General features: G+C 39.8%; 30 protein-coding genes. 5 read left to right on the top strand and 25 right to left on the bottom strand.

Annotation, left to right across the window (positions count from 1 at the left end):
- Window positions 1-260 precede the first annotated feature (260 nt).
- Window positions 261-476: a hypothetical protein gene (locus ACH6EI_RS07990; protein ID WP_028414524.1), complete on the top strand. Its 216-nt coding sequence runs from the start codon at window positions 261-263 to the stop codon at window positions 474-476.
- Between the two features lie 34 nt (window positions 477-510).
- Here the strand turns inward: ACH6EI_RS07990 and ACH6EI_RS07985 are convergent, their stop codons facing one another.
- Entirely contained in the window at window positions 511-1,431 is a 921-nt protein-coding gene (locus tag ACH6EI_RS07985) for a DMT family transporter (RefSeq protein ID WP_108674793.1), read from the bottom strand.
- Between the two features lie 108 nt (window positions 1,432-1,539).
- Here ACH6EI_RS07985 and ACH6EI_RS07980 point away from each other — a divergent pair, with 108 nt between their 5' ends.
- Window positions 1,540-2,439, top strand: coding sequence for an AraC family transcriptional regulator (locus ACH6EI_RS07980; protein WP_028414526.1), 900 nt, complete (start codon window positions 1,540-1,542; stop codon window positions 2,437-2,439).
- A 30-nt stretch (window positions 2,440-2,469) separates the two neighbouring features.
- Here the strand turns inward: ACH6EI_RS07980 and gvpU are convergent, their stop codons facing one another.
- The 16 genes from gvpU to ACH6EI_RS07900 form a co-directional block, all read right to left on the bottom strand.
- Window positions 2,470-2,886 (bottom strand): gas vesicle accessory protein GvpU, encoded by a 417-nt coding sequence (gene gvpU, locus ACH6EI_RS07975; RefSeq protein WP_013057987.1) that lies wholly within the window; start codon window positions 2,884-2,886, stop codon window positions 2,470-2,472.
- Window positions 2,887-2,909: 23 nt separating this feature from the next.
- Complete coding sequence (gvpT, locus tag ACH6EI_RS07970) at window positions 2,910-3,785, bottom strand: YtxH domain-containing protein (RefSeq protein ID WP_186807953.1); 876 nt, start codon at window positions 3,783-3,785, stop codon at window positions 2,910-2,912.
- Window positions 3,786-3,821: 36 nt separating this feature from the next.
- Window positions 3,822-4,124: a gas vesicle protein gene (locus ACH6EI_RS07965; RefSeq protein WP_028414528.1), complete on the bottom strand. Its 303-nt coding sequence runs from the start codon at window positions 4,122-4,124 to the stop codon at window positions 3,822-3,824.
- Window positions 4,125-4,145: 21 nt separating this feature from the next.
- On the bottom strand, window positions 4,146-4,430 hold the full coding sequence (locus ACH6EI_RS07960) for a gas vesicle protein K (RefSeq protein WP_028414529.1): 285 nt from the start codon (window positions 4,428-4,430) through the stop codon (window positions 4,146-4,148).
- On the bottom strand, window positions 4,384-4,671 hold the full coding sequence (locus ACH6EI_RS07955; protein WP_033580320.1) for a gas vesicle protein: 288 nt from the start codon (window positions 4,669-4,671) through the stop codon (window positions 4,384-4,386). Before ACH6EI_RS07955 ends, ACH6EI_RS07960 begins: the two co-directional genes overlap by 47 nt.
- Window positions 4,672-4,688: 17 nt before the next feature.
- Entirely contained in the window at window positions 4,689-5,498 is an 810-nt protein-coding gene (locus ACH6EI_RS07950; protein ID WP_028414531.1) for a GvpL/GvpF family gas vesicle protein, read from the bottom strand.
- Window positions 5,499-5,765, bottom strand: coding sequence for a gas vesicle protein GvpG (locus ACH6EI_RS07945; RefSeq protein ID WP_013084016.1), 267 nt, complete (start codon window positions 5,763-5,765; stop codon window positions 5,499-5,501).
- A 1-nt stretch (window position 5,766) separates the two neighbouring features.
- Complete coding sequence (locus tag ACH6EI_RS07940) at window positions 5,767-6,534, bottom strand: GvpL/GvpF family gas vesicle protein (protein WP_028414532.1); 768 nt, start codon at window positions 6,532-6,534, stop codon at window positions 5,767-5,769.
- Window positions 6,535-6,548: 14 nt separating this feature from the next.
- On the bottom strand, window positions 6,549-7,475 hold the full coding sequence (gene gvpN, locus ACH6EI_RS07935; protein ID WP_099000389.1) for a gas vesicle protein GvpN: 927 nt from the start codon (window positions 7,473-7,475) through the stop codon (window positions 6,549-6,551).
- Window positions 7,476-7,503: 28 nt separating this feature from the next.
- A complete protein-coding gene (gvpO, locus tag ACH6EI_RS07930) occupies window positions 7,504-7,770 on the bottom strand; it encodes a gas vesicle protein GvpO (RefSeq protein ID WP_028414534.1) in 267 nt (88 codons plus the stop codon).
- A gap of 74 nt (window positions 7,771-7,844) precedes the next feature.
- A complete protein-coding gene (gene gvpA, locus ACH6EI_RS07925) occupies window positions 7,845-8,111 on the bottom strand; it encodes a gas vesicle structural protein GvpA (protein WP_013057997.1) in 267 nt (88 codons plus the stop codon).
- A gap of 19 nt (window positions 8,112-8,130) precedes the next feature.
- The gene (gvpQ, locus tag ACH6EI_RS07920; protein ID WP_099000390.1) at window positions 8,131-8,604 is read right to left on the bottom strand and encodes a gas vesicle protein GvpQ; all 474 of its coding nucleotides are present in this window, start codon (window positions 8,602-8,604) and stop codon (window positions 8,131-8,133) included.
- A 25-nt stretch (window positions 8,605-8,629) separates the two neighbouring features.
- The gene (gene gvpT / locus ACH6EI_RS07915) at window positions 8,630-9,115 is read right to left on the bottom strand and encodes a GvpT/GvpP family gas vesicle accessory protein (RefSeq protein ID WP_048019585.1); all 486 of its coding nucleotides are present in this window, start codon (window positions 9,113-9,115) and stop codon (window positions 8,630-8,632) included.
- 60 nt (window positions 9,116-9,175) lie between these two features.
- Entirely contained in the window at window positions 9,176-9,436 is a 261-nt protein-coding gene (gvpA, locus tag ACH6EI_RS07910; protein WP_013058000.1) for a gas vesicle structural protein GvpA, read from the bottom strand.
- A 450-nt stretch (window positions 9,437-9,886) separates the two neighbouring features.
- The gene (locus tag ACH6EI_RS07905; protein WP_047750451.1) at window positions 9,887-10,372 is read right to left on the bottom strand and encodes a general stress protein; all 486 of its coding nucleotides are present in this window, start codon (window positions 10,370-10,372) and stop codon (window positions 9,887-9,889) included.
- A gap of 108 nt (window positions 10,373-10,480) precedes the next feature.
- Window positions 10,481-11,701, bottom strand: a complete 1,221-nt coding sequence (locus tag ACH6EI_RS07900) for an MFS transporter (RefSeq protein WP_099000408.1) — start codon at window positions 11,699-11,701, stop codon at window positions 10,481-10,483.
- Window positions 11,702-11,810: 109 nt separating this feature from the next.
- On the opposite strand from ACH6EI_RS07900, the gene ACH6EI_RS07895 reads away from it, so the two are divergent.
- The gene (locus ACH6EI_RS07895; protein ID WP_033580312.1) at window positions 11,811-12,677 is read left to right on the top strand and encodes a LysR family transcriptional regulator; all 867 of its coding nucleotides are present in this window, start codon (window positions 11,811-11,813) and stop codon (window positions 12,675-12,677) included.
- Between the two features lie 27 nt (window positions 12,678-12,704).
- On the opposite strand, the gene ACH6EI_RS07890 is transcribed toward ACH6EI_RS07895, so the two are convergent.
- From ACH6EI_RS07890 to ACH6EI_RS07870, 5 genes are all read right to left on the bottom strand, one after another.
- The gene (locus ACH6EI_RS07890; RefSeq protein ID WP_033580311.1) at window positions 12,705-13,184 is read right to left on the bottom strand and encodes a DUF2798 domain-containing protein; all 480 of its coding nucleotides are present in this window, start codon (window positions 13,182-13,184) and stop codon (window positions 12,705-12,707) included.
- Between the two features lie 252 nt (window positions 13,185-13,436).
- The gene (gltP, locus tag ACH6EI_RS07885; RefSeq protein WP_098112378.1) at window positions 13,437-14,681 is read right to left on the bottom strand and encodes a glutamate-aspartate/proton symporter GltP; all 1,245 of its coding nucleotides are present in this window, start codon (window positions 14,679-14,681) and stop codon (window positions 13,437-13,439) included.
- 200 nt (window positions 14,682-14,881) lie between these two features.
- Window positions 14,882-15,220, bottom strand: a complete 339-nt coding sequence (locus ACH6EI_RS07880; protein WP_029715023.1) for a zinc ribbon domain-containing protein YjdM — start codon at window positions 15,218-15,220, stop codon at window positions 14,882-14,884.
- A gap of 90 nt (window positions 15,221-15,310) precedes the next feature.
- Window positions 15,311-15,511: a hypothetical protein gene (locus ACH6EI_RS07875; RefSeq protein ID WP_034263931.1), complete on the bottom strand. Its 201-nt coding sequence runs from the start codon at window positions 15,509-15,511 to the stop codon at window positions 15,311-15,313.
- Between the two features lie 32 nt (window positions 15,512-15,543).
- On the bottom strand, window positions 15,544-15,726 hold the full coding sequence (locus ACH6EI_RS07870; RefSeq protein WP_099000392.1) for a hypothetical protein: 183 nt from the start codon (window positions 15,724-15,726) through the stop codon (window positions 15,544-15,546).
- Window positions 15,727-15,949: 223 nt separating this feature from the next.
- Here ACH6EI_RS07870 and ACH6EI_RS07865 point away from each other — a divergent pair, with 223 nt between their 5' ends.
- Complete coding sequence (locus tag ACH6EI_RS07865; RefSeq protein ID WP_099000393.1) at window positions 15,950-16,288, top strand: hypothetical protein; 339 nt, start codon at window positions 15,950-15,952, stop codon at window positions 16,286-16,288.
- A gap of 29 nt (window positions 16,289-16,317) precedes the next feature.
- Here the strand turns inward: ACH6EI_RS07865 and ACH6EI_RS07860 are convergent, their stop codons facing one another.
- The 3 genes from ACH6EI_RS07860 to ggt all read right to left on the bottom strand — a co-directional run bounded on the left by ACH6EI_RS07860 (window position 16,318) and on the right by ggt (window position 19,285).
- The gene (locus ACH6EI_RS07860; protein WP_098112381.1) at window positions 16,318-16,929 is read right to left on the bottom strand and encodes a CBO0543 family protein; all 612 of its coding nucleotides are present in this window, start codon (window positions 16,927-16,929) and stop codon (window positions 16,318-16,320) included.
- A 38-nt stretch (window positions 16,930-16,967) separates the two neighbouring features.
- Window positions 16,968-17,468 (bottom strand): CBO0543 family protein, encoded by a 501-nt coding sequence (locus ACH6EI_RS07855; protein WP_034263928.1) that lies wholly within the window; start codon window positions 17,466-17,468, stop codon window positions 16,968-16,970.
- 206 nt (window positions 17,469-17,674) lie between these two features.
- Window positions 17,675-19,285 carry a gamma-glutamyltransferase gene (gene ggt, locus ACH6EI_RS07850; protein WP_099000394.1) on the bottom strand — a complete coding sequence of 537 codons (1,611 nt, stop codon included), beginning with the start codon at window positions 19,283-19,285 and terminating at the stop codon, window positions 17,675-17,677.
- Window positions 19,286-19,461: 176 nt separating this feature from the next.
- Here ggt and ACH6EI_RS07845 point away from each other — a divergent pair, with 176 nt between their 5' ends.
- A complete protein-coding gene (locus ACH6EI_RS07845) occupies window positions 19,462-20,850 on the top strand; it encodes an alpha/beta fold hydrolase (protein WP_108674794.1) in 1,389 nt (462 codons plus the stop codon).
- Window positions 20,851-20,860: the final 10 nt, after the last annotated feature.

Raw genomic sequence — 20,860 nt, 5'->3', positions numbered from 1 at the left:
CTCCTTGAAATGATACTACTACAAGATAAACCATAGAGTTAACTCTAGGTCAAGCAGAAAGAATAAAAGATTTTGCAAGCAGCGGCGGTAAAACACCCTATCTTTTTTGGTAAAAAGATGAAATACTAGGTTGTGGTGTGATAAAAGTCACTGCCGCTTTGCATTTGATTTAGTAGTATATGTTACGTTCTTTTCTTCCTTTTTATCAAAGCTTATTTCATAGCAATACATTAATTTATCAGGCAAAGGAGTTTATCACCATGGAGAAAACGAAAACAAAACAATTTGAAATACATTATTCCGTTCTAAAAGATGAAGCCAAAATCAAAGGAACTTTTGTAGTAGAAGCTGCTAAAAACCGAGATGACGCATCAAGACTTGCTAAATTAAATGTCTCTACAAAAGAAAGAGTGTTTATTCAATATGTAAAGATTTTAAAAGTCAAACGAGTTTCTACAGATTCGGCGGCAAAGTGACATTGGTTTGCTTCTTCTTTTAGCAAGCCCCCATTTATGCTGAAAGTGTCGTCTCAGAAGATACTTGTTTCGTTCGTGTGAGTAATAAAACTAATCCAATAATACAAGCTGTGCCCATCCATTGATAAAAACCAAAAGGCTCTTTCAGCCAAACAACGGTTGTGATAACAGCGGCTAAAGGCTCTAAACTTCCAAGCAAACTCGTTTCTTTAGGTAAAAGACTTTGCAGACTTTCTACATAAAACCAAAAAGCAAGCATCGTGCCAAAAATAATGACAAATAAAATATATCCCCAGGTTATTGGTGATAAGCTTGACGCTTCCCAAGGAGGATGAATAAAGCTCATTACGCTTCCCCCAATTACCATTGACCAGCCAACGATGACAAGCGAACTGTACTTTTTGATCAGCGGAACTGCATACAGCGTATAAAAAGCAGCCGCTACGCCTGACAGCACTCCCCAAACAACGGCAGATACAGGAACAGACAGCTGAGAAATAGAGCCGTTTGTTAATAAAAAAAAGCAGCCCCCCAGTGCCAGCAGAACAGTGATGACGTCTTGTCGCGTAAATATAGACTGCTTGCGCAAAAGCAAATAAATGATAATCATCACTGGTGATAAATACTGCAGCAGCGTAGCTACTGCTGCATTTCCATGCTTAATAGAAGCCATATACGTATACTGAACGGCGAGCATACCAGCTATGGCAAAAACGACGAGCTGAAAAGCTGACTTTCGGTTCTTCCATACTCCAAGTACGTGAGAATGATTCCTTTTTATACATGAAATCATTAGCAGCAAAAAACCCGCAGTGAGCAGCCGTACTGAAACAAGCCAGTCTACACTGATTTCAAATTCTTGAAAAAGCTTTTGAGCAACCGTTCCTCCCATCCCCCAACATATAGCTCCCGTTGTTACAAAAAAGAAACCTTTTTTTCTGCTGAGATCGTTCATCTTTCATCCCTCACTTTTATTATAAGAATAGTGTTATAATAAATGAAAAACGGGGCAGAAAATACGCATATTGCATTAAAAAATATAAATATATTGAGGTGGCCATGTATGCCAGCAGCGCATTTTAAAATTGATGAAAACTTAAAAGAGCTAACGACCCATCGCACCGTTGAGCTGCCAGTGGCATGTTATCAAACAACAATCAGTGATCACATAAACGGCTACATCCCTCTTCACTGGCATGATGAGCTTCAATTTGTATTGGTTATAAAAGGTCATGCGTCTTTTCAAATAAATGAAAAAACAGTGACTGTAAAACAAGGCTACGGACTGTTTATTAACAGCGAATGTCTTCATATGGCTGAAGACATAAACAAATCTGGCTGCGTGTACATTTGCTTAAATGTTTCTCCTCATTTTCTTGTGCCGCAAGAACTTTTCACAAATTACGTTTATCCCTACATTCATGCAACGAATCTATCACATTTATTCATCAGTCCAAAGCAAGCCTGGGGGAATAACGTGTTAGATTCTATACATAAGATATACACATGGATCCATAAGCAGCCGCTCCACTATGAAATAGAGATTGCCTCTGAACTCAGCATACTTTGGAAAAATGTAATTCTTAACGGGTTGCAGCTAAAATACAACGAAAAAGAAATGATCAAAAATCAGCGGATGAAGCAAATGCTGAATTGGATTCATTTGCACTTTGCTGAAAAGATTACGCTCGATGATATTGCCAAAGCGGGACAATTAAGCCGTTCTGAATGCTGTCGATATTTCAAGAAAATGTTAAAAAAATCGCCTTTGACCTATGTATTAAACTATCGAATTCAGCAAAGCTTAGTTATGCTGCAGCAAGCAGAAGCAAATGTGACGGACGTCGCCTATCAAGTAGGATTTAATAGTACAAGCTATTTTATTAATCAGTTTCGAAAAGAAATGAAGATGACTCCGCTCATGTATCGAAAAAAGAAGCTGCACATCTCATCACATCACTAAAAAACGGCGGGGCAATCACCCCGCCGTTTTTTATGAACTCTTTTTACTCGTTGATTTTGCATCAGAAATCTTCCCTAAGAAGAATCCGTCTACTTCTGCTATTTTTCCTCTCCAAAAGATCTTTCCTTTTGAAGGGGTAGACTTACTGTCTCCACAGTAGATCTTTGTATTTTTTAAATGAATAAAATGGGCTTCTGCTTCTCCGTTTGATTCGCTCGCTTCGCTTGCTAAAGAGAATTGTTCGCTTAGCGCCTGAGCCACTTCACTGCCTTCTTCAAACGTTTCGCTTAAGTAATCAAAGTATTCTTTTGCTGAAATCATGGTACCGGAAATCACAGCGCCGTTTACATTTAATGAAATATCAAGTGAAAAGCCGTGTTTATTAGAAGCTTTCACAAAGTATTCAAGCGTATTGTCTTTAGTTGAAAAAGAAGGGCCTGTACTCATGTATTTCTTTCCTCCTTTACGTCTTAGGCTGTTGTATCGTCTTCACTAGAAAGAGATGTTGCGTCATCATCTTCTTCATCCGTGTTTTTCTTTGCTTTTGTATTTTTTGATTTTTTAGCTGTTGACTTTTTTGGTTTCGCTTCCTTTTTTTCTTCTTCACTTTCCTCTTCTTCGTCTTCTTCTTCTGTTTTTACTTTTTTATTTTTTTTGTTTGAACGAGAATCTTCCTCTTCTTCCTCGCTGTCTTCGTCACTTTCACTTTCTTCTTCCTCTTCTTGCTCCTCTTCTTTTTTGTTCTTTTTACGAGGCTTAGATGTTTCTTCTTCGTTTTCATCGTCCTGCTCGTTTTCCTCGTTCTCATCGTTCTCTTCTTCGTCGGAATCTGTATCTTCCGCTTCTTCATTTTGATTTTTATTGAGGCTAAGCTCAACAAGCATGTTCATTTTTTCTTCAAGCTGTGATAAACGGTCTTGAAGCGTTTGATTTTCTTCTTTTAACTCATCGTACTCTTGAACGTTATCGTCTTCTGTTTCGCTACTAGAAGAATTTACGTTTTCTTCATCATCTTTTGATTTATCTTTTTTAAACAAGCTTCCCGCAGATGTTTTCAGGCTGGCCACGCTGCTTTTTGATTTTTCTTTTACCTTTGTTCCTAAATCAGATGCTTTGCTTTTTAATTCGTCTGTATCGATGCGGTCAAGAAGGCTTTTTCGATTTTCAGGAGTCGATACATATCCAATCGTTGCACCGATGATACCTCCTGCTACCGCTCGTTTGATTGGCCCGCTGCTTGTTGTTTTGCTTGCTTTTGAATCGTTCTTTTCTTTTGAACCGTTTTCCGTATTTTTGTTTTCCTTGTTTTCTGCCTGTGTGTTATCTAATTTTGTTTCAGTTGCCATTGTAAATCCCTCCATTTTTTAAGTAGCGTACAGTTTTTAACGTTCTGTTTCTATTTTTTCTTCAAGCGTTTTTAACCGCTCATGCAGCATTTTATTTTCTTCTTCGAGCGCTTTACTATTGGCTCCTTTTGAACTGAGATAGGGATCATTTTCCCACCAGTCCATGCCGATTTCTTTTGCTTTATCAACCGAAGCCACAATCAAGCGGATCTTTATCGTTAATAGCTCGACATCTGCAATTCCTACGGTGATGTCCCCCGCTATGACGACTCCTTTATCCAAAATCTTTTCGAGCACATCTACAATCGTACTTGACTGCATATTATGTTCGACTGCCATACTGTTCCTCCCACTGACCGCTTAAAGCAGGCTGCCTAGCGGTCCAAGATCAATATTTAAATCTTCTGCGTCCAGACCGAACACCTCTTTCAACTCGTCCATTTTTTCTTCTAAGTTCATTAGTGCAATTCCTAAGTTTTCAATTTGTTCGTCCGTCAACGTTCCACCCTCCACCCGCCTCATGGCATGACGTTCAACGATTTGCCTCAATAGCTCAATAACTGTCATCACAAGCTGCGCTAAGCCTTGTTCAGCTTTATCAGGATCCAAGTGGATTCGTCCATTTGCTTGGCTGACCGGTTGCATCCAGTAATTCCTCCTTTTGTTTATCAAATTGTTCAGAAGTGATGGGTTTGCGATTTCCTTCTTTTGCTTGCACCAGCGTTTCAACCGAAGAAATAAGCACCCGCAAATCCAAATACACTAAATCGACGCCGGCTATGGAAATGATTAAGTCTCCTTTAATGGCGACTCCTTTATCTAAAATGACATCTAAAATATCAATAAGAGCAATATCTTTATTCTCCATAGATTGTTTAAGAGACATAATGTTAATTCCTCACTTTACGCAAAGCTCGAGAAATGATAGGGCGGCCATGGTCCCGTCACTTCAAATTTCCAGCCTTTATTTTCAAGCTTTTGCTGAAGCTCTTCTATTTCGTTTACAAACTTAGTGATCTGCAGAGACGGAAGAAGAAACACGCTGTTCCACGCCATTTGTTCAGCCGCGCCCGTTACGTCCTTGCTCCAATTCTTTTTAACAGAGTCATAAAGCGACAGTTCTTTAAGCTTGTCATGTATCTCTTCACACACTTTGTTTTTGTGAAGTTCTAATTCTCTTTCAATCAGCTGATCTATTTTTTTCTTTTCAAAAAACTGTCTTCCTGGTGATAAGTGACTAATTTCTTCTTTTTTCGCTTTCACGCTTTCATTCGTTTCGCTGATTCCTTTTTTAAGCTCTTTATCATCACAGTAAATCTTCACGTTCCACTCTTCATTTCCTTGAAGCAGCGTCAGTGAATTCTCTAGCTTTTCTTTGTTAAGCTCAATAGCTGCTTGCAGACTTTCTTTACTTTTATAAATGGTGCAAAATTTTAATGGAATGATCGTAAATTCTTCGTACAAAGCGGCTACCGTTTCGTGATGATGAAATGCTTTTTCCTGCAGCCAGCTCATATCCTGCTCCATTTTTTCTTTAATCACTTCTTCTGAATAGGCGTCAGCATCCAGCTTAGAAACGACAGCCGTCACCTGATCAATCGTTATTGGGTACAGTGAATGTTCTCCGTCAAACCCTTTATAAGATGGAAACGGCTCTCTGGCTGCTGCTTCTTTTGTTGGAATTAAACCGTATAAATACAGTAATTCTCCCATCTAGGATTCCTCATTTCTTTTTTTTGTCAGCTCTTCCCATTGTTCAATTTCTCTGCGTTTCGCGATTTCGTACCTCATTAACAATTCATCTTCTTTTTCTTGAAACGCTTCTTCCGGAATTTCACCAAGCTCAAACATCATTTGAAGCTGAATGAGTTTTTGCTGAATCGTCGGAAGGTCATATAGCTGTTTATCAGCTTCTTCCTGTACTTTCTCGCCGATTTTCACTACAAGGTTAATAGGTGCGGTTACTAATTTGTGAAGCACGTTATTTCTCTTCTACTTTTAGGCGAATGTTCACAAAATTATAAGCAGGCCAAGGACCGCTGTAATGAAAATCGGCTTTGTCTTTCCAGTTTTCATGCGCTTCATTCACTTTTTCATCAAACTTCGCTTCATCTTCTCGGTTAATTAAGAAAGAAGCGTTTAAAAGCATCGTTTCGCCCGTCGGCTCATTTGCTTTTGCTGCTTCCGCTGCCTCTTCAAGCGGAGAAAACACATCTGTCTTGACTTCTTTTTGCAGGGAAGTAAACATCTTTTGAGCCATTCCTCCAAGCTGAATACGCTCATAATAACCGGCTGCTTCTGATTTTCCTTTTACGGAGGCTGATACTTTTTCAAGTTCAGGATTTTCGTTTACTTTTTTCTCGAGCCATTCTTTTTTTCCAATTACTTTTAAACCAACTTCAATTTTTCCTTTGATGGCTGGAAACAGCTTTTCAAACTGCGGATAAAGGTTTTCTAAAAGAACTTTTACGTCTTCTTTTGATTTGAATACATTCCCAAAGCTGATTGGAATAACCGTATCATTTTTGTCCATAATCGCTGCTACTGCGTGTTGATGCATTAATAGATTTTGGCGATTAGGATGATAAATTTTCATCGGCACTTCAGCTGCTACCATCGCCGCGTCTTTGTAGCGAATCAAAAACGTTTCAGCTTTTGTTCCTTCTACTTCTACCGATCCAAAATCTTCGTCTTTATCCGTTTGAATGGCGCTAAAAATATAAATGCCCGTTTCGTTTGTTTCACTCATGTTTTCAAGCTCCTTTACTTTTCTTCAGTGTCTATATTCTTACACTCTTCTAAAATGATTTTTTCGGCTTTGCTTTTTGCATTTTTCTCGTCTAAACATTTGGTAAGCGGATGATGCAGAATATCCATACATAACGTTTGAAAATCTTCATCATCTCCGTCGATATCAATGTCTTGCTGCGTAGCAAGGGTAGCGATCATAAGCGAAGCCCGCAGGCTAAGTCCGCTGCTGTTTTCGTCTCCAGAGCGGTTTCGCACGTTTGCTACGAGCGTTACAATTGTGCGCGCTTCGTCTTCTTCTACGTCCGTTTTCTCCGTTAAAATCGCTGTCTCTCTGTCGATGTCTTTATAATCAATAAACATAGTAATTAACCTGTCAAGAAGCGCATCTTGCGTATCATACACGCCAGCATACTCAGCTGGGTTGCTTGTGAAGATGACGCGGAAATCGGGGTGCACGCGTACAAAAGGATCGGTCATTTTCACTCCATACAGCGGCAGCACGCCTTCTTCTAATATTGATAGAAAGATATTATTCGTCGTAGGCTTAGACCGAGTAAATTCGTCGTAAATCAGCGTATAGCCGTTTTTTACGGCTTCAAGCAACCGTCCATCCTGCCAGTTTTCACTTACTTGTTCATCTTTTTTATAAACAGAACGAACATACTGGTCGATTACTTTTTTGCTCGTATAGCCCGTAAAATCGCCAATTAAATCTTTGTTGTTGAGCTCGTGATTCCCGTGCATCAGCATTACAGGACGCTTTCTCTTTTTAGCAAGCGCTCGTGCTAAAGAGGTTTTGCCTCCGCCGGCAGGGCCTGTAAAATGAATGGAATAGCCGGATTTTAAATAGCTCAGCGCTCTTGAAAGAACCTCTTTTGTCTCGTCATCTTGTATAAAAGCGCCACTGCCTTTTTTCCTTTTGTCTGTTAAGACGGTCATTTTTACGTTCCTCCTGCCATCTTATCGTTTATGCTTCAATGCCAATGGCGCTTCTATATCTGACGTCGAGTCGTTTGAATGAAATGACTTCTTTTTCTTTATTTAAAAAGCACTCGTATGTTCCAAGCATTTCATCTTTGGCGTATTTTTTCATATATTCTCGTTCTTCAATGACTTCAACAATAACTCTCCAGCCTTCATCTTCAGTAGCTTCCACCGAGGTAATTTTATGAGGAGGAGCTACGTTTTCAGCAAAAAAGTCGTTCACGGCTTGCATAATTTTTTTAATTTCCATCTTTAGTAGCCTCCAATAGTTAGATCTAAAAGCTGGAACCACCCTCAAAAAGGAAGGTTCCATACCACTTCATATTAAATACTAAAACGCGGCTGTCCTTCACTTGAATTTGAACGTTCAGGAAGGCCGTTTTCTTCTACGTCGTCACGAAGAAGCCCTACTGCTTCTGCATAGCGTAACCATGTATCAACACTGGCAATAACCACTCGCGCTTCAATTGTTAAAATTTCAATCCCTACAACAGACACTCTTGCAAACGCATCAATAACAATTCCTTTATCTAAAATACGGTCAATTACTTCTGCTAAACTTGAACTATTAGTACTTTTTTGAATAGACATATCCCATTTCTCCTTTCGCTTATGATCCCATTGTTTTTAAATCTGTAGATGATTTAATATCATTGGAACTTTTAATCTTAGTAGAGCTTTTAATATCCGTTGCTTTTTTAATCTGATTTACGCCTTTTATTTTCCGCTTGTTTTTTGACTTATCTTTATCGTCTGAAGAAGAAACTTTTTCTTGAAAGTCTTCTCCAGCTTCTTTCACATCGCTAAGCTTATCTTTTACTGATAATAAGACGTCTTGAAGCTTTTCTTTTGCGTCTTCTCCTTTGCCGTGTACCTTTTGGGCATTTTTTTCTTTCGTTTCCTGCAGTTTTTCTGACGCTTCATTTGCTTTTTCCTGCAGTTTCCCTTCGGTTTTTTCGACAAACTTTTCTTTCGCTTTTTCTTTAACCTTTTCTTCTACCTTTTCCTTAACAGGTTCAGGCGTGTGCTCCACTATTTTTTTTCCTGCTTTTAAGGCTGCTTTCTCCACATCTTTTTTATCCATGAAATTCCCCTTCAGGACGGATATCTTACTTCTTCGCGTCCATGAGTTTGTTTAGCATCTCTTCAATGCGCTGCAGCTGATCGTTCATATTTTTATTTTCTTCTTTTAACTCTTCGTACTGAGACGTTTCCATTTCTGCGCTTGCGCTGACTTCTTCCTGCGAATCTCCCTGTTCATTTGATGTTTCTTCTTTTTTCTTTTTAGGTGCCAGCAGCTTGCTTAAATTGTCTTTTTCAAGATAGCCTGTAGCCGTCTGTCTTAACGCTCCCATCGCTTGCTGCGTTAAAATATCCTGTGCGTTTCTTCTTAACTCTTGTCCTGTCGCACGTACAATTTCTGATTGTCCTAAGCGACTGAGTACTTTTTTACTCGTTTGCGGACTTGAAAGAAGTCCAATTCCCGCTCCTACTACGCCTCCTAAAATGGCAAGATTCAAAGAGTTTTGCGTTTTTTCTTCCTGCTGCTGATTTTCTTGTTTTTCACTTTGTACATTCTTATCAGTTGTTGACATGTTTCATCCTCTTTTCTCTTATTATTATTTATTTAATGAATTTTCTTACGATTAAAAGACTTAAAAACTAAGCCCTGCTCCTCGCTCCTCTGTTCGGCCAGGCAGCCCTTCTTCCTCTACTTTGTCGGTTAATAACCCGACCGCTTCTGCGTAGCGAAGCCACGTATCGACACTTGCAATAACGACTCGTGCTTCAATCGTTAAAATTTCAATTCCTACGAGTGATACTCGAGCAAAAGCATCGATGACAATTCCTTTGTCTAGAATTCGATCAATCACTTCTGCTAAACTTGAACTATCTGTACTCTTTTGAATACTCATTTTTTAGCAGCTCCTTTCGAGATTTAACTAAATGAATGATGCTACTAAACAACCTGCTTAACTTTTTTTAGTAAACATACTTTTGAAATATACTTTTTAGCCCTCTTTCAAACATGAATAATTTGCTAAAAATTAATTCTTGAAAAATAATTAGAAAATTATTCTACTTCGTATAATAGTTTACAGTTAATTCATGGATGTATTTTGCGCGTAAATCCCGTTGTTAAAGCTTTTATCGAAACTCAAATTCCAAAATAAAACAATAAATACATTATTGTTACAATAATATTACATTATAATTTAAGGCATATTATCTTTCAGGTTACCCTCAAATACTTTGATATTTTTAACTATTATGGAATATTATTGTGCATGTAGTTCTCTTAAATAAAACCAGCGCATAAAAAAAGCTGCCGCACTGCGACAGCTTTCTCCTATACATAATAAGTTCTATAAAATCATTCCGGTTAAAGGCGCTTTCGGGTTTCCATCATGATCTGAGTCTTCTTTGTCTACTAAAACAAGCAGGCTGCCTTCTTTGACTGAATCATTATAGTGCTCGGCCTGCTGTTTTGGAATTCCCATACCGACTAAAATACCAGACAGACCTCCTACACTCGCACCAGCTGCTGCACCTGTTAATGTAGCTACAATCGGACCAGCCGCTACAATTGGGCCTATTCCCGGGATTGCAAGAGCTCCGGCACCTGCTAATATTCCGGTCAAGCTCCCTAACGTACCTCCGGTAAGCGCTCCAGTTGCTGCCCCTTCTGCTTTTGTATTCGTTTCTTTCTGAACTTTTTTGGTCTTTTTATGTTTACCGATGATAGATATTTCTTCTGATGCGTATCCTTCTTTTTTTAAATTCTCTACAGCATGAATTGCTTCTTGTTCCGTTTCATATACCCCCACAACATTCTTTGCTTTTGCTTCCATACTATCTCCTCCTCATTAATGTTGTGTGTACCCGGGAGCATGGCTTTGAAACGTTTTAGAGAGTAAGAGGTCTTCTCTATTCTTAAATAAATGGCCCTACATCACTTTTCATTTAGTGACGTTTTTATTTAAAAATGAATGAACTCGCTCTTTTTTTAACCATATTCCTCCACAAGCAATGATGCATGCAGCCGTACTAAAAGCCAACGCGTAGCTCCGGAGCCAATCCACAAGGAGCCCAAACCAAATCGGTGCAAGCACAATGGCAAATTGATTGAGCGTTAACGCAATGCTTACCGTTAAACCAATAAAACGATCATCGGCTTTTTCTGCTATTAACACGATAAACAAACTAAACCAGCCAATTGCAAAAAAGCCGAGGCTAAAACAAAAAATAGTTAGTAGCCAAAAAGGCAAAGTAAATCCAATATAAGAAATAGCTATGATTAGTCCTACAGTCACCCAAACCGTCGCTTGCAAAGGTGTTCTTCGATTTCCGTTATACACATGATCGCTTAGCCAGGCTAAAGCAATTCTCCCAATCATTCCCCCTAACAGTGTGACGCTCAGCAACATGCCCGCTGAAGCAAAATCCATCTTTATGGCTTTCGTTAAATAGCTTATAAAGTGCGCCACAATGATCATTTGAAGAGAAATCATTGAAACACCTACAAAGAATAAGGGATAGAGCGTTTTATCTTGAGAAATACGCATGATTTTTTGACGAAGCGTAAATGTTTCTTTTTTTTCTGGCGATGATGGGTATTCTCGATAGAGTACTAAAAAAAGAAGACCTCCCCCGATAGCTGCCGCAGCCTGTATGAGAACAGCCCCATGCCACCCGTATTGATAAAACACTAGCGGTAATGCCGCGGAAGCAATAGCGCCTCCAGTCGGAATTCCCGTTTGCCGAATTCCCATGGCAAGCCCTCTATGACGAGATGGAAACCACTTCACCACGGCTTTGCTTCCTCCTGGCTGTGCTGTTCCATACCACACGCCTGCTGCGAGAAGTACGCCTGTTAGATACAAATAATGATCAACGCTATAGGCAAAAAGCATGCTTATCCCCAGCAAAATAGATCCTCCTCCTACAAGCCACCTTTCTCCATATCGATCCATCCAGTTTCCAAAGAACAGCATGGAAAAAATCGGACCAATTTGAACAGCTGATACGAGCAGTCCTGTTTGAAACTGCGATAAATCATATAGTCTTTGCCAAAGCGCTGCCAATGGTCCCGCGCCGTACGTGACAAACGTTGCACACGTCTGAGAAAGGGTGGCAATAAATAAAATCATCCACTTATAAGAAGCTTTTTGTCTGCTCATTTTCTCTCCCCCACCTTTACTTTCAGTGTAGAGTAGCGGTGATATCATGTAAAATAAGCAATAAAGATAAAAGTCATCAATAAAAATGATAGCTGAAGGAGGAGATTTAATGGATATAAAAGATTTGCTTGTTTTTACAACGGTAGCAGAAGAAAAAAACATTTCAAAAGCTGCCAAAAGCTTAAGCTACGTGCAGTCGAATGTGACGATGCGAATTCAGCAATTAGAAGCGGAGCTGGGCACAAAGCTCTTCCAACGCAGCGGTAAAGGGGTAACGTTAACTTCCAGCGGAGAGCTGTTGCATCGTTATGCTGAACAAATTCTTCGTTTAACCAATGAAGCCACGGCAGCTGTGCAAAGCAGCTCGCAAACGCCGATAGGACCTTTAAAAATAGGTGCAACTGAATCCACCGCGGCTCTTCGGCTGCCGCCTTTGCTTTCTACTTATTGCACTGCCTATCCTAATGTAGACTTCATCTTAGAAACACATACAACCGATGTTCTTATTCAACTGGTTTTAGAACGAAAACTTGAAGGCGCATTTGTTGCAGGCAGCTGTGAACATCCTGATCTAAACTCTTTATTTGTTCAAGATGAAGAGCTTGTACTTGTGAGCCGCCACCCTCTTCCTTCTCTTTACAGCCTAAACGATATGAATTTATTAGCATTCAGCAGCGGATGCGCATATCGACATACGTTAGAAATGCTCATGACAAAAGAAGGCGTGTTTCCAAAACGCATATTAGAATTTGGTACGATTGAAGCCATTATTGGGTGTGTAAAAGCAGGTATGGGCGTAGCTGTAATGATGAAATCCATTGTATCTAACTATAATTCATTAACGTTAACTCCGCTGCCGCAGCCATATAGAAAGGTTCCTACTTTTTTTATTACGCGAAAAGATGCCTTTGTATCGGCGGCTTTACGTGAATTTTCTTCTCTTCTGACTGAACAGCTTTGCACAACAAAACCCTAAGAAAATAGGCGTTCTTAGGGTTTTGACTTAAGCCGTTGCCGGATTCTTTTTCACAAATTTCATAAACAATCCGCGAACTAAAGGTCCCATAATGAGAAGCTGAAGCGGATAGGCTACGATAAAGTTTTTCATAACGATAAATGCATAGCTTGAAAGAAGCGGCTCTCCGTCTAAACCTTTCGTAAGTGACATCGTAATTAATCCATATACAGACATGGAAAGCACCATTCCAATAACCATGCATGATGATAAAATCAACACGACTTTTAACTGTTTAGACTTATCAAACGGCAATGAAAATGCTACTTTTTTTGCTACGGGACCTACTAAGAAAGTTTCGACAGCCATGGCAACTACAAATGTGATAACCAAGTTTAAAATACCTTCTGCAAGTGTGATATGCCCGATGACATCATTTATGAACATGTTATACATCGTCATCACAAGCACCATCCCTCCGCACATCATCATTCCAAAATACATACTTTCTTTTTTAGTTGTGGGCATATTCCTCATCCTTTTCATGTTTTTTACTTGGCTTAGTATAGCTTTTTATCTTCCTTCTTCGTAAGTGAACAATTTGTGAACATTCATCTAAAAAAAGCCCTGTGACCAAAAAACAGTCACAGGGCTTTTTTTAGACTTAAGCGGCGCGTCCTCTTTTTTTGAGTAGGGCTGAGTATGACAAATTACTCTAGTCTACATCGTTAATGATTTAAGAAAAAACCCCCGCTCTATGAGCTAAAGCGGGGGTTGGTTTTATAGAGATTCCGTGTGAGTTGCAGGCGGAATTGGCGTTTGGGTTCGAAATACTTTTTCCCATTTCGAGACGACGATACAGGCAATGGCGTGGCCTGGAACGTTAACTCCTGTTCTGGCCATATCCATGATGCGGTCTACTCCTGCAATGATTGCGACTCCTTCAGCCGGCAGACCTACTGCATTAGCTGTTGCTAAAAGCACAACAAGTGAACCTGACGGGACAGCCGCAATTCCTTTACTTGTCATAACGAGTATAAGCATCATAAATAATTGCTGAGTTAAGGGCATGTCAATATTAAAAGCCTGTGCTAAAAAGACGCATGAAACGGATAAATACAAAGTAGATCCATCACAGTTTAACGACAGGCCGGACGGAATAACGAACGACACCACTCGTTTAGGACATCCGTACTTTTCCATACGCTCCATCAGCTGTGGCAGCACCGTTTCTGTACTTGTTGTTGAAAACGCAATAAGAAACAAGTCCCAAATCATTTTGAAGACTTCAAAATAGTTGAATTTGAACAAAAACCCAACAAGCGGAAATAAAACAAATAAAATAATAAAAAGGCCTAAAAAGACGGTTCCAATTAGCTTCAGCATCGGAAGCAGAAGGACAATGCCGTATTGCCCCACAGATGCAGACATTAGCGCTAGTACACCAAGAGGCGCTGTGACCATCACAATTTGCGTTAATTTAAACATAATTTTAGCGGTTGATTCAAAAAATTTCATTGCAGGTTCGGATGCTTTCCCAACTCCTGAAGCGGCAACACCGAATAAAATAGCAAAGAAAATCACGGCCAGCAAATCATTTTTTGCCATCACATCTACGATATTCGTTGGAATGATGTTTAAAATCATTTGTTTAAAGTCCACGACCTTGTCGGTATACTGAGACAATTCACCGATATCTTTTTTAACAAGATGAGAAAGATCGAGGCCTACTCCGGGCTTTAGCAAATTCACTAACAGCAGACCAATCCCTAATACGATGGTAGTAATAATTTCAAACCAAATAATCGTCTTTAACCCTAGACTTCCCATTTGTTTCATACTGCCGCTTCCCGCAGCACCTATGACGATGGTTGAAAAGACAATCGGCACTACAATCATTTTAATGAGCCGGATAAACCCGTCTCCTACCGGTCTTAAAGCCATCCCGAAGTCCGGAAAAAAGTGCCCGATAACAGCTCCAATTACTAATGCAATTAAAATTTGAAACGCTAAAAATTTTTTCACATTTCTCCCTCCCCTTTGTCTTCATGAAACGGACATCAGTTCCATTAATATCCAAGTTCTCAGACACTTTAAGTAAATTCGGGACATTTAGTTAAATTCCTTCTAAAATAGACAAAACGGTCTATATATTTCACTTTGTCCGTTAAGATACATAGAAAAAAGCCAGGATGAAAGTCTTCTTCATCCTGACTTTTTTATCGTTATGCTTTTTTCACAAACTGAGATTTTAAGCTCATCGCTCCAAATCCATCAATCTTGCAGTCAATGTTATGATCGCCTTCTACTAAACGAATGCTTTTTACTTTCGTTCCGATTTTTACAACCGATGAGCTTCCTTTTACTTTTAAGTCTTTGATGACAGTAACTGAATCTCCGTCTTTTAAAGCATTACCGTTTGCATCTTTTACAGTAAGCTGTTCTTCCGTGCTTTCTGCTTTTTCATCTTGACCCCATTCATGCGCACACTCCGGGCAGATGAACAGGTTTCCATCTTCATATGTATACTGTGATTGACAGCTTGGGCAATTAGGTACATTCATTTTCTTTTCCTCCAGCAGCAGCCCGTAACCAATGGTACGATCACGAGATTACGTTTTTTATCTGTTTTATACTGTCACATTTTTATACGTTTAACAAGCTTTTCTATTTTCTCTATGCTGATGTTTTCTTTTCCAAATAAGTGAGCCGATAAACAGAACAAAACCCGCTCCAAAGACAAGAAGCTGATCTAAATAAAGGTCACCTGTCTTTACATACCGTATAATAAATAATCCTCCAAACATGAGCATCAGCATACATGAAAACCGAATGAGGTATGAATTGATTTCCATTTTTCATTCCTCCTTTTTGTAAGACTTTTTTGTTACGAATAGAACGCGAACCATATGCCGAATGTAACTGCGTATAACGGCAAAATGACGGCTAGTTTTTGCTTCCAACCTTTAAAAAAAGAAGAATTATGAGGTGCAAACCAAAGCTCTAACGTACCGTATACCAGCAGTGCTCCCGCTGCTAGTATCGCAATCACAGTCTCTCCCAAGCCCATAAACACTCCTCACTTTCATTCTACGCACTTGAAGCTAAGCGCAGCGTATATAGTAAATCTCATCATTACAAAAAACCTTATAATCGTGATGCATGCGGATTTTGAGCACTTTTAACAATACATTTATTACCATTATATCATAATAAAAGCATTTTCGAGACTTTTTGTACATGTAAATTATTGTATAATGAAAAGTAGACACAGAGAAAAAAGGGGGGATTTTTTGAAGAAAACTCAGCTTTTTTTTGTTATTACCCTGCTTATTGAAGGGGGATTAACCTATGCGTGCTCATCTTTTTTGTCCATTCGCTTTATTGAGCTTATGTTTTTTAGCGGACTTTTGTTTTCAGTTTTAACTTTTTGGTTTTCAAGCAGCGGAAGCAACAGCGCTCATTCTCACTATAACACTCACTCCATGAGGTTAATGTCTGGAGCCAATGTCGAACATAATCCGTTTCGTTTGCGCTGGACGGCTTATTTTCTTGCTTCTTTAAGCTTTACGGGAGTCGGCCTGATTTTTTTCATTCTGTTGCTGACGGACGTTATTCCTCCAGTAAGCTAAAAAACCTGCTCTTCACAGAGAGCAGGCACTTACGAGAACAGCTTGAGGAGCAGGCATTTCCGCCTTACTTTATTCGCAACAGCTTGAGTCACATGATCTTTTAAAGGCCGAGTCAATATTCGTTTCAGCGGATGTTTTAGCATTCGTTTGCTAATGGGAACTTTAAAAATGATGCTGAGAACGACTGTTGCAAAAACCGATAGCAGCAAGACCGCAAAAGGCTTTTTTTGAAACCATCTCGAAAAGATAAGCATCATTACATAAATAAGTGCTGACCACCCCAAATGCCAGCCGTGTCTAAATGTAATCCCCTTACACCTCAGACCAAGCCATTCTACAAATGAAGCTGTACATACCCATTTTACGATATATTTTACCTGTTTAAGAAGTGTAGACGGATAAGTAGCTAAGAACGACAAAATCATGAGAGGTGTAATAAACATAAGGTGTAAAATACGCAGTACTTTTAATGAAAGATGAGAAGATTTAAAATCCCAAAGCAACTTATCGTTACATAAAAAGTAATAAAGAATATTAAAAAAGCTCACGTATAAAACCCCAGCATATAGCTCGTGAATTTTTTCCCACGTTTTCTTCTGGATATTTTGAAAAATCAGCCATAGAAGGACAGAAATATGCACCTTTGTTCACCTCTCTAACGTCGTTTTTAGAACCAATGTTATTTTATTTTCATTTCGTCCTGCTTCTTTTCGATTTTCCGAATCCATCCAATCAGCAGCCGGTTAAGGTAGGATTTTAACGTTACGCTAATAAAGGTGTGGTACCACATCCAGCCTGTTTTCCATTCGATGAGCTTCGTTCGTTTTTCAGCCCATAATTCAATAAAAAACATGGGAATCGTAAAAAGTACAATTTTATATAAAATCTTTAACCCTTTATCGTGATACGTAGCCTGATTAATCATAACGGATATGCTAGGATACAGTAAAAAGTCGAACAACACATTAATTCTAAACTGTTTTTTCAGTAAGCGAGTTGGATATCGAAGAAGGCCGTGAGAGACAATAAATTTATCAATAATACCATTTGTTAAGGCATTAAATGCATAAGCCAGCAGCCAGTCTTTGATCGGTGGTTTTCTAAATAGAAAAGGGAGCATTCCCAGCCCTATAATCAGCATTGTACGTAAAAAATTCACTTCAAATTTTTTATTTCTCATAACCTTTTCGCTCCTTTCACCAAGTGTTGTTAGTATACCTTCGTGTCGATTGGCAGCTTAAGACGGTTGTTCTAATCCCGTTCTCTTTACGTACGTACATGTTTGTTTTAGTTTTCAGTTCTTTGAAGAGATTTATACATAAGGTTGAGACATGAAAAAAGCCCGACTCTAATCAGTACGGGCTTCTTTCTTGATCTATTTTGTTCTTACCATCCAGCTACACAACCATCCGTTCGTGATTCACTTCCTCCGCATAGCACGCCGCTTTCAGGGTCTCTCCAAATAATCTGTCCGCGCCCAAATGCCATCGAATCCACGGCTACTTCAATTTTATGTCCTTTTCGTTCAAGCGCTTGTGCTACGTGTGAAGGAAAAGTCGGCTCAACAAGCACCGTTTTATCTTTTTTCCACTGCCATCTTGGCGCATCTAAAGCGGCTTGAGGATGAAGGTGAAAGTCAATCGTATTCATGACAACTTGCATATGTCCCTGCGGTTGCATAAACCCGCCCATCACGCCAAAAGGTCCTACGGGCGCATTATTTTTAGTGAGAAAGCCTGGAATAATGGTATGAAACGTTTTTTTATTAGGAGCAAGACAGTTATCGTGATTAGGGTCCATTGAAAAATTGTGACCGCGGTTTTGCAGAGCAATTCCCGTTTCTGGCACAACAATTCCAGAACCAAAGCCCATATAATTACTTTGAATGAATGAAACCATGTTTCCTTCTTCATCAGCCGTTGCTAAATACACTGTTCCGCTTCCGACAGGTTCTCCTGCTTCAGGCTGCAGAGCATGTTCTTCTATAAGGCTGCGGCGATAGCTTGCATATGTATCAGACAGCAGTTCCCTGACAGGTACGTTCATTTTCGCTTCTTCGGTAATGTATTTTGCTCCGTCCGCAAACGCAAGCTTTATCGCTTCGATTTGTTTATGATACGTATCGACGGCGTCTTTTTCTTGAAGCTCAAAGCCTTTTACGATATTTAATGCCAGTAACGCAATAAGCCCTTGTCCGTTCGGAGGAATTTCCCAAACATCATATCCACGGTAGTGAGCGGAAATAGGATTTACCCACTCCGGTTCGTAAGCTGCCAAATCTTCTTTTGATAAAAAGCCGCCATATTTTTTGCAGAATGCATCCATACGTTCTGCAAGCTCACTTTTATAAAAGGCTTCTGCATTTGTCTCACCAATGAGCTGAAGCGTATGAGCATGATCAGTAGATGACCACATCTCTCCTGCTTTTGGTGCTCGTCCATTCGGCGCAAACGTTTGAAACCACGATTCAAATTCTTCGCTTGTATGTACTCGTTTAAACGTATCGTACGCTTGTTTCCATTGTTTAGCGAGTGTAGGAGCTAACGGAAATCCTTCTTTAGCATATTGAATAGCAGGCTCCAGCACTTGAGAAAGAGGCAGTTTACCAAATCGCTTTGATAAAGCAGCCCAACCAGCCGGAGCACCGGGAACCGTAACGGGAATCATTCCGTACTTAGGAATTTCTTTGTATCCTATTTCCTTCAGCGCATCAATGGAAATAGACTGCGGAGAAGGTCCGCTCGCGTTTAGTCCATACAGCTGATTATTCGTCCAAACAAGCGCAAACGCGTCTCCTCCGATCCCATTAGAAGCCGGCTCTAATACGGTAAGACTTGCCGCTGTCGCGATCGCTGCATCAATAGCATTGCCTCCTTTTTTTAAGATATCAAGACCTGCCTGCGCTGCAAGCGGCTGAGATGTGGATATCATTCCTTTCTTTGCATAAACGGGCACTCGGTAAGATGGATATGGATGATAATGCGGATCATAGTTCATAAAAGCTCCTCCTCTTTTACACTTCTTAATTTATTTTAATTTTCTAAATAATTTAACTTCTTTATTTTACCATATTTATAGCCCAGCGCCTTTCTTTTTATCTCAGAATGACATGACTTCATTTACCTAAAATTGGTATACTGGTAGAGTAAAAGAATCCCCAAGGAGGATGATGTATGAAAAAAGTAAAAGCTGCCCTTCCACTCGCTGTTTCTTTAGCTCTCGGTCTTCAAGTACTTCCTATGTCCACTTCAACCATTCAAGCTGAAGCAGCGGCGAATGCTGCTCATCACTCAGCAAAAGTTGAATACAAACGAGCTAATTCATTTCTAACCAATCTATCGAACGGAAAAACAAAAGAAGCTACGCGCTACTTTTCCCGCAGCCTGCAGGCAAAAATGAGTGAAGATAACCTAAAAACGTGGTGGTCATCTCTAACCGCTCAGCTTGGTGCTGTAAAAAAGATTGGTACAGGTGTACAAGGCGAAGTCAATACCGTTCATCGGAATATAGACATTCCCATTAAATTTGAACATGCATCAGCTACTTTAACCGTTCGTTTTAGTCAAAATCGTCAAATCGATGACTGGCGAATTGTGCCGGACGAGCGCCAGTTTTCATTTTCCACACCGCCTTATGACACCCCTAAGAATTACAGAGAAACACAGCTTTCAATCGGCAAAGCACCTTACGAACTTCCAGCAACGCTCACTCTTCCAACACGTTCAAAGCATCAAAATGTCCCCGTTGTCATTTTAGTTCACGGATCAGGTCCTTCTGATCAAGATGAAACCTTTATGAGCTTAAAGCCGTTTCGAGATCTGGCTTCAGGACTGGCTTCTCAAGGAATTGCCGTTTTACGCTACAACAAGCGTACATACGAACATACAGCTAAAATGTCCGGTGAAAGTAAAATAAGCGTTGACGATGAAACAACTGATGATGCCGTACTCGCAGTCAAAGCAATGGCGAAACAAAAAGGCATCGACAGCCGTAACATTTTTATACTAGGACACAGTCAAGGCGGCATGATGATGCCCAGAATTTTAAATCAAACGCCTGATAAAAGCGTGCGGGGCTCTGTTTTACTTGCTGCACCGAGCCGCACACTTCCAGAGTTAATGCTTGAACAATTTGCCTATCTTGTATCGCTGAATCAGCTTCCGAAAGAGCAGCTTTCTTTTTTCCAGCAGCAGTTTGCCATTTTACAAGACCCAAATTTTTCGCCAGCTCAGCCGCCAAAAGAATTTTTGCTTGGCACGCCTTATTTTTGGTATGACTTAGCTCACTGGCACCCCGCAGAAATTGCAAAATCTCAGAAAACGCCGCTGCTTCTTTTACAAGGAGCGCGTGATTATCAAGTAACGACCGAAGATTTTGAAGGCTGGAAGCAAAGCTTGTCTCAGCGTTCCAACGCTTCTTTTAAGCTTTATCCAAAGCTCAACCACTTTTTCACAGAAGGAACTGGTGAAAAAAGCACGCCCGATGAATATGCTGTTTCAGCCAACATCCCTTCTTATGTCATTGATGATATTGTGAAATGGGTTCGTGAAACGCAAAAGTAAAGAAAAAAGA

Origin of the sequence: Priestia sp. JSM ZJ58 (assembly GCF_044383985.1) — a bacterium.
Lineage (GTDB): Bacteria > Bacillota > Bacilli > Bacillales > Bacillaceae_H > Priestia > Priestia zanthoxyli.
This window is presented reverse-complemented; position numbering and strand designations above follow the sequence as displayed.

What these genes read in the sequence shown, in the direction of transcription:
- ACH6EI_RS07990 (WP_028414524.1), top strand. Translation starts at nt 261, where the DNA reads ATGGAGAAAACGAAAACAAAACAATTTGAAATACATTATTCCGTTCTA.
- ACH6EI_RS07985 (WP_108674793.1), bottom strand. Translation starts at nt 1,431, where the DNA reads ATGAACGATCTCAGCAGAAAAAAAGGTTTCTTTTTTGTAACAACGGGA.
- ACH6EI_RS07980 (WP_028414526.1), top strand. Translation starts at nt 1,540, where the DNA reads ATGCCAGCAGCGCATTTTAAAATTGATGAAAACTTAAAAGAGCTAACG.
- gvpU (WP_013057987.1), bottom strand. Translation starts at nt 2,886, where the DNA reads ATGAGTACAGGCCCTTCTTTTTCAACTAAAGACAATACGCTTGAATAC.
- gvpT (WP_186807953.1), bottom strand. Translation starts at nt 3,785, where the DNA reads ATGGCAACTGAAACAAAATTAGATAACACACAGGCAGAAAACAAGGAA.
- ACH6EI_RS07965 (WP_028414528.1), bottom strand. Translation starts at nt 4,124, where the DNA reads ATGGCAGTCGAACATAATATGCAGTCAAGTACGATTGTAGATGTGCTC.
- ACH6EI_RS07960 (WP_028414529.1), bottom strand. Translation starts at nt 4,430, where the DNA reads ATGCAACCGGTCAGCCAAGCAAATGGACGAATCCACTTGGATCCTGAT.
- ACH6EI_RS07955 (WP_033580320.1), bottom strand. Translation starts at nt 4,671, where the DNA reads ATGTCTCTTAAACAATCTATGGAGAATAAAGATATTGCTCTTATTGAT.
- ACH6EI_RS07950 (WP_028414531.1), bottom strand. Translation starts at nt 5,498, where the DNA reads ATGGGAGAATTACTGTATTTATACGGTTTAATTCCAACAAAAGAAGCA.
- ACH6EI_RS07940 (WP_028414532.1), bottom strand. Translation starts at nt 6,534, where the DNA reads ATGAGTGAAACAAACGAAACGGGCATTTATATTTTTAGCGCCATTCAA.
- gvpN (WP_099000389.1), bottom strand. Translation starts at nt 7,475, where the DNA reads ATGACCGTCTTAACAGACAAAAGGAAAAAAGGCAGTGGCGCTTTTATA.
- gvpO (WP_028414534.1), bottom strand. Translation starts at nt 7,770, where the DNA reads ATGGAAATTAAAAAAATTATGCAAGCCGTGAACGACTTTTTTGCTGAA.
- gvpA (WP_013057997.1), bottom strand. Translation starts at nt 8,111, where the DNA reads ATGTCTATTCAAAAAAGTACTAATAGTTCAAGTTTAGCAGAAGTAATT.
- gvpQ (WP_099000390.1), bottom strand. Translation starts at nt 8,604, where the DNA reads ATGGATAAAAAAGATGTGGAGAAAGCAGCCTTAAAAGCAGGAAAAAAA.
- gvpT (WP_048019585.1), bottom strand. Translation starts at nt 9,115, where the DNA reads ATGTCAACAACTGATAAGAATGTACAAAGTGAAAAACAAGAAAATCAG.
- gvpA (WP_013058000.1), bottom strand. Translation starts at nt 9,436, where the DNA reads ATGAGTATTCAAAAGAGTACAGATAGTTCAAGTTTAGCAGAAGTGATT.
- ACH6EI_RS07905 (WP_047750451.1), bottom strand. Translation starts at nt 10,372, where the DNA reads ATGGAAGCAAAAGCAAAGAATGTTGTGGGGGTATATGAAACGGAACAA.
- ACH6EI_RS07900 (WP_099000408.1), bottom strand. Translation starts at nt 11,701, where the DNA reads ATGAGCAGACAAAAAGCTTCTTATAAGTGGATGATTTTATTTATTGCC.
- ACH6EI_RS07895 (WP_033580312.1), top strand. Translation starts at nt 11,811, where the DNA reads ATGGATATAAAAGATTTGCTTGTTTTTACAACGGTAGCAGAAGAAAAA.
- ACH6EI_RS07890 (WP_033580311.1), bottom strand. Translation starts at nt 13,184, where the DNA reads ATGCCCACAACTAAAAAAGAAAGTATGTATTTTGGAATGATGATGTGC.
- ACH6EI_RS07880 (WP_029715023.1), bottom strand. Translation starts at nt 15,220, where the DNA reads ATGAATGTACCTAATTGCCCAAGCTGTCAATCACAGTATACATATGAA.
- ACH6EI_RS07875 (WP_034263931.1), bottom strand. Translation starts at nt 15,511, where the DNA reads ATGGAAATCAATTCATACCTCATTCGGTTTTCATGTATGCTGATGCTC.
- ACH6EI_RS07870 (WP_099000392.1), bottom strand. Translation starts at nt 15,726, where the DNA reads ATGGGCTTGGGAGAGACTGTGATTGCGATACTAGCAGCGGGAGCACTG.
- ACH6EI_RS07855 (WP_034263928.1), bottom strand. Translation starts at nt 17,468, where the DNA reads ATGAGAAATAAAAAATTTGAAGTGAATTTTTTACGTACAATGCTGATT.
- ggt (WP_099000394.1), bottom strand. Translation starts at nt 19,285, where the DNA reads ATGAACTATGATCCGCATTATCATCCATATCCATCTTACCGAGTGCCC.
- ACH6EI_RS07845 (WP_108674794.1), top strand. Translation starts at nt 19,462, where the DNA reads ATGAAAAAAGTAAAAGCTGCCCTTCCACTCGCTGTTTCTTTAGCTCTC.